This window comes from Methanoculleus sp. UBA413 (genome assembly GCF_002502935.1).
Taxonomy (GTDB): Archaea; Halobacteriota; Methanomicrobia; order Methanomicrobiales; family Methanoculleaceae; genus Methanoculleus; species Methanoculleus bourgensis.
In genome coordinates, this window is sequence record NZ_DAQR01000037.1 from 1 (window position 1) to 5,527 (window position 5,527).

Annotated in this window: 7 protein-coding genes and 1 tRNA gene; 3 read left to right on the top strand and 5 right to left on the bottom strand. The window is 55.5% G+C overall.

Annotation, left to right across the window (positions count from 1 at the left end; translation table 11 throughout):
- Positions 1–110: 110 nt before the first annotated feature.
- Complete coding sequence (locus tag BP858_RS02770; protein WP_286878787.1) at positions 111–1,016, top strand: IS5 family transposase; 906 nt, start codon at positions 111–113, stop codon at positions 1,014–1,016.
- Here the strand turns inward: BP858_RS02770 and BP858_RS02775 are convergent.
- From BP858_RS02775 to BP858_RS02795, 5 genes are all read right to left on the bottom strand, one after another.
- A complete protein-coding gene (locus BP858_RS02775; RefSeq protein WP_286878788.1) occupies positions 965–1,519 on the bottom strand; it encodes a hypothetical protein in 555 nt (184 codons plus the stop codon). The genes BP858_RS02770 and BP858_RS02775 overlap by 52 nt on opposite strands.
- 564 nt (positions 1,520–2,083) lie before the next feature.
- A tRNA-Ala gene (locus BP858_RS02780) sits at positions 2,084–2,155 on the bottom strand.
- Between the two features lie 12 nt (positions 2,156–2,167).
- Entirely contained in the window at positions 2,168–3,181 is a 1,014-nt protein-coding gene (locus BP858_RS02785) for a transcription initiation factor IIB (RefSeq protein WP_074175002.1), read from the bottom strand.
- Between the two features lie 339 nt (positions 3,182–3,520).
- Positions 3,521–4,165, bottom strand: a complete 645-nt coding sequence (locus BP858_RS02790; RefSeq protein WP_062261750.1) for a histidinol phosphate phosphatase domain-containing protein — start codon at positions 4,163–4,165, stop codon at positions 3,521–3,523.
- Positions 4,166–4,170: 5 nt separating this feature from the next.
- Positions 4,171–4,443 carry a signal recognition particle subunit SRP19/SEC65 family protein gene (locus BP858_RS02795; RefSeq protein WP_062261748.1) on the bottom strand — a complete coding sequence of 91 codons (273 nt, stop codon included), beginning with the start codon at positions 4,441–4,443 and terminating at the stop codon, positions 4,171–4,173.
- 55 nt (positions 4,444–4,498) lie between these two features.
- On the opposite strand from BP858_RS02795, the gene hypB reads away from it, so the two are divergent.
- Positions 4,499–5,146, top strand: coding sequence for a hydrogenase nickel incorporation protein HypB (hypB, locus tag BP858_RS02800; RefSeq protein ID WP_286878789.1), 648 nt, complete (start codon positions 4,499–4,501; stop codon positions 5,144–5,146).
- Positions 5,147–5,254: 108 nt separating this feature from the next.
- On the top strand, positions 5,255–5,527 hold a 273-nt coding region (locus tag BP858_RS02805; RefSeq protein WP_286878790.1), incomplete at its 3' end, for a 30S ribosomal protein S8e.

Consider the following 5,527-nt stretch of genomic DNA (forward strand, 5'->3'; position numbering starts at 1 on the left):
GGCTCTGTTGAAACCCTCTTGTCAAGGCTCGGTCACACCTAAAGAGAAAAGTCTATAAAAATCGTTGCTCCTTGTGTTAATGACCAAACCAACACCAAGGAGCAGAGATAGTGTCAACGAACAGATATATCAACCTTACCGAAGCGATCCTTGCGGTCGTCCGATCCTCCCATTTACCGCTCTATTCCTGCAAATACTCCCGGAGAACGTATACTCAGCATCAACTCATGACACTTCTGCTCTTGCGGGAGACCCTTGGTACTGACTACCGGGACACGGTGGAACTCATCGATCTGCTGGACCCGATTAAAGACTTGCTCCAGCTGGAACAGGTGCCTCACTATTCAACTATTCATAAGTTCATGACCCGGATTCCTTCGCTCCTCTTCACGCGAATGCTCAAGAAGACTCTGACACTCTTTTATTCCTGGGGTGAGATAATACCCATCACCGCCATCGATGCATCCGGGTTCACCAGTTCCTACGCCAGTCACTATTACTCCTGGCGAACCGGAAAAACACGAAAGAGCTTCCTGAAGACCTCGATCGCAGTGGATACCCACAAGCAGGTGATCCTGTGCGTCAAGATCTCCCAACACCCCGTACACGATGTCAACCATGCGACACCACTGCTCAGACAGTGTCAGAGAGTCAGAAAAACCGCGTGCTATGTCATGGATAAAGGATACGATGCTGAACGACTGCATCGCCAGATTCAGGAAGAGATCGGTGCGGATTCGGTGATCCCGGTCCGAACCTGGAAAGGAAGGGTCCGATCGGGGATCTATCGACAGGAGATGTACACCGACTTCGATCAGGAGCGGTACCGAGAACGAAACAAAGTCGAAACAGCCTTTTCAGTCCTCAAAAGAAGGTTCGGAGAGGAACTGAAGGCAAGAAAATACTGGTACCAGGTCAAGGAGATCAAGAGCAAGGCGATTCTCCATAACCTGACGAAGGCAGGTCAAACAGTCCTGAGTGTTGCTGTCTGGGAGGAATTCAACAGAGCCGAATAGAGACCAGGCAGATCGTCTCTCTGCCACCAGAAATACAGGATGTCATCAACATAAACGCTTGCAAAACACCCATCATACATACTATCCTGATTCCATTCCACCATATCGTCAAAGAACTCCTCGCGAATCTTGTTTATCTCATAGTAAGGCATTGGCGTTTGGTCTCTATGTTTCACTGAAAGAACCGTCTTCCAGTTGATACGGTCATCAGTATCGCGAATATGCGTATAACTATCGGTGCAGCCCCAATATCTCCCGTCTCCCCCGTACTGGAACACATATCTCCGGTATGGAAGATAATCCGGCTGGATTAACTCGAATATGCCCTGAGACAAGTCTATGTACTTAATGATATTTCTAAACCGGATTTCAGCGATCTCTCCCTTCTCAGAATAGAATACGCGAAAGCCAAGATCTCCGTGCTCTTCATCATACAGCAGGACCGACTCTTCCTTCAGTATGATCGCAAACCGTTCTTCATTAGGGTCATACCTGATCCTCATAGGCCCAATGGGCGATTGGGCGAAACGTTATTTAAAAGTACCTCTTTACGCCATGGCTAATATTACGACGCAAACTGGATTGCATAAACCCTGGAGGACGCAAGTGAGGCAGTATACCCAGTGTACAGTTGAAAGCGGCCGGGAGTCCGGGCAACGCATCGCAAGAGTGTCTCTGCGCACTCAGGGGGTATAAATTGGTTTATTCATTGGATTCAATCCACTCCTCAGTCAGGATTTCAATCGCTGTAATGATCTCATCAATAACTGCTTTATCATCCCGGCGAGCGGCGACAGGCGGCTTTATTGCCCGTTTGTCATCTCAACCAGGTGTCGGTTTCCATACTGTCCGGCCACGCATACGCTGGCACGAGCATGCATCAACACCCCGCGCGCTGTAGAAGAAACGAAATGCCTGAGATGGAACGAAATAGAGCGGTATACTGAAGAATGCCAGCAGGCACACCGTAGCACGTGAATACTCATATAAAAACGCGATAGACGCGGTGATTTTGGCTGGATGAGTTCCTGGTTGTTTTTTGTAGGGGCTACACCCAAAAACAAAAGTGGACTCGGCGGGATTTGAACCCGCGGCCTTTTCGTTGCGAACGAAACGATCTACCCCTGATCTACGAGCCCAAAGATAGGAGATCAGAGTATGATCTCAATATCTAACTTTTCTGCCAGTTCCTTATATCTGTTCCTGATCGTGACCTCGGTCACGCCTGCAACCTCGGCGACCTCACGCTGGGTGCGCCGCTCGCCGCCAAGGATCGAGGAGATGTAAATGGCGGCCGCTGCAACGCCCGTTGGGCCTCTACCGCTCGTAAGTTCGCGCTCGCCCGCCTGCCTGAGGATCTCGACAGCCCGGCTCTGGACCTCACCCTTCAGGTTCAGGCCCGAGCAGAAGCGCGGTACATAGTCGATCGGCGACGTCGGCAGGAGCTTGAGCCCGAGTTCACGGGAGATGAACCGGTAGGTACGCCCGATCTCCTTTCTCGATACCCGGGAGACCTCTGCGACCTCGTCGAGCGTCCGGGGCACGCTGCACTGGCGGCACGCTGCATAGAGCGCCGCTGCCGCAACACCCTCGATACTCCGGCCGCGGATCAGGTTCTTGTCAACCGCGTCGCGGTAGACCACCGCTGCAGTCTCACGCACGTTCCGGGGCAGCCCGAGCGCAGACGCCATCCGGTCCAGCTCCGAGAGCGCAAACGCCAGGTTCCGCTCGGTCGCGTTCGAGACCCTGATACGCCGCTGCCACTTCCGGAGCCGGTAGAGCTGGGCGCGGTTCTTGCTCGAGATAGCACGACCATAGGAGTCGCGGTTCCTCCAGTCGATCATCGTCGAGAGACCCTTGTCGTGGATCGTGAACGTCATCGGTGCGCCCACACGGGAGCGCTTCATGCGCTGGTCGTGGTCGAACGCACGCCACTCGGGACCGCGGTCGATGAACTCCTCATCAAGGACAAGACCACAGCTCTGACATACGAGTTCAGCACGCTCGTAGTCGTGGACGAGCTGGCGGCTGCCGCACTCGGGACAGACTGACTGGACACTCTCTTCGTGACGTTTCTTCTCCGTCTCTTTGACCTTCTGCTCCCCTCTCTTCTTCAGGGCTTCGCGCTGCATCTGCAGCTGTTTTATTTTTTCAACTTCAGCCATCGATTATCCACCTATTTTGCAAAGATTTTTTCGCCAACCTGCACGGAGCAGCCATTGTAGCAGAGAACTACGGCATAGGGAGATGATATATTCCCAAAGATGTCAACTACCTTCCCTACGGGTTTTAGTCGGCGATCTACAACCTCTCCATAGAGGCGGGGCAACTGGGCAGCACCACATCGCAAGATTAACAAGCGATTACTGCAGATACTTACTGAACGACCGACTAACCGCAAACTGCAACCTCGAAGGTATACTCTTAGCTGGATATATTTAGTAACGTATATATATTGACGCCGCGAGTATAAAAATGTTTTGCTAAATTATAAATACCCCATCTCACAGATGGAGAAGCCGCTTTATATCCTGAGAGAGAACCTCTCGCGATTCCGCCTCCGTCAGCCCGGCGCCGAGCGCAACCGCCCATCGCGCTTCTTTTGACATTAGATCAGACGGCGCATGTGTATCCGAATCGACCACGAGCCGGCAGCCGGCCTCCCGCGCCACCCGGACCACGTGGCCGTTCGTCCGGTTATGCCCCGCACGGGACGTTATCTCAAGCGCTATCCCGCGCTTCGCCGCTTCAAGCGCATCCTCAATCGAGAGGAGCCCGGGGTGGCCGAGCACATCCACATAATCGCATGTGCAGGCGGCGCGGTTGGTCCCGGGAGCGACCGGTTCCATCACCGTCTCACCGTGGACCACGACGATATCAGCACCACGCCGTTTTGCGTCGCGCGCAAGCCCCGGGATCAGGGACGGCGGGACATGGGTGAGTTCCACCCCGACGAGCAGGTCCACGTCGTAACACTGCGCCGAATCCCGGACCTCGCCCACCGCCTCCACCAGGTGCGCGAGGTTTGATGCATCCGCATGGTCGGTGACGGCGATGGTATCGTAGCCGAGGACGGCCGCGCGTCTGACAAGTTCCGTCGGGAGCAGTTCACCGTCTGAGAGGATGGTATGGGTGTGCAGGTCGTACATCCCGGTCACTTCCGGTCCCCGAGGCGTTTTGCGACCCGCCGGATCAGGTCCTCCTTGCTCCCTTCCCATTCAGCCACAAGCCGGCCTTCACGCTCCGCCCACCTGGCGGGATGGTGGTGCTCCTCCAGGCGGTACGGGACCTTCATCTTCCGAAGTACTGCCTCGATAGCAGGGAGGTCGGGGGACTTCACGCCGAGTTCCTTCGGGACACGGCGTCCCTCCCGCCGCTGTAGCGTGGCATCGAAATAACAGGGGTACAGGATGCGCTCCGCGCTCATTGCCGTAGTGTTTGGGTGTTAACCTATAAACATATCATGATCAATAGTACTAACCATGCACCATATCGACGTCCACGTGGAGAAGGATATCTACGACGTCAACAACCGCATCGCAGACGCCAACGCGGGACTCCTCAAGAAGCACGGTATCCGGGCGTTCGATCTCCTCGGCGCTATCGGGTCCGGGAAGACCGCCACGATTGAGCGGCTCGTACCCCTGCTCCGGGAGCGGGGGCTCCGCGTCGGCGCCATTGCAGGGGACGTCTACGGCGACGACGATTTCCAGCGGATCGTCGCCCTCGGGGTTTCGGCCTACAACGCAAACACCGGGAAGGAGTGTCACCTCGACGCCCATCTCGTGGAGCACGCCATCGAGCACCTGCCGCTCGACGATATCGACATCCTCTTCATCGAGAACGTCGGCAACATGATCTGCCCGACAGACTTCAGGCTGGGCGCCGAGAAGAGGATCGTCATCATCAGTTCCACCGAAGGGGACGACGTGGTGAACAAACACCCGATGATGTTTCGCGGAAGCACCATCGGCGTCATCAACAAGGTTGACCTCGCTCCGTTCGTCGGCGCCAACCTCGACCGGATGGAACAGGATATGCGCCGCTACAACCCGGAGATGCAGATCTTCCGGACGAACATGAAGACCGGGGAAGGGATCGAGGAACTGCTGGATGCGATCCTCGCGTGATCAGCACGATTAAATACCCTCCCCCCGAATAGTTATAGCACTTTAACGAGAGATTGCAACCCCACGACGGGCATCGCGTCCTCATAGTAGAGTACAAACGGTGGTCACATGCAGTGGCAAGGAAGATCAGTACGGAAGCCGACGGGCGGGCGCTATCACACCTCCCAGGGCAAGAAGCGGTCGGAGATCGGAAGAGCTCCGGCAGAGACACACATTGGTGAAGAGCGCAAGAGGGTTATCCGCACCTACGGGGGTAACCAGAAGGTCCGGGCACTCCGGATGGACTACGCGGCAGTCGCAGACCCCGCGACCGGCGAGACCAGGAAGGCGAAGATAGAGGCGGTCGAGGCAAACAGCGCCAACCCGAACTACGTCCGGCGG

What these genes read in the sequence shown, in the direction of transcription:
- BP858_RS02790 (WP_062261750.1), bottom strand. Translation starts at nt 4,165, where the DNA reads ATGTACGACCTGCACACCCATACCATCCTCTCAGACGGTGAACTGCTC.
- BP858_RS02785 (WP_074175002.1), bottom strand. Translation starts at nt 3,181, where the DNA reads ATGGCTGAAGTTGAAAAAATAAAACAGCTGCAGATGCAGCGCGAAGCC.
- hypB (WP_286878789.1), top strand. Translation starts at nt 4,499, where the DNA reads ATGCACCATATCGACGTCCACGTGGAGAAGGATATCTACGACGTCAAC.
- BP858_RS02775 (WP_286878788.1), bottom strand. Translation starts at nt 1,519, where the DNA reads ATGAGGATCAGGTATGACCCTAATGAAGAACGGTTTGCGATCATACTG.
- BP858_RS02795 (WP_062261748.1), bottom strand. Translation starts at nt 4,443, where the DNA reads ATGAGCGCGGAGCGCATCCTGTACCCCTGTTATTTCGATGCCACGCTA.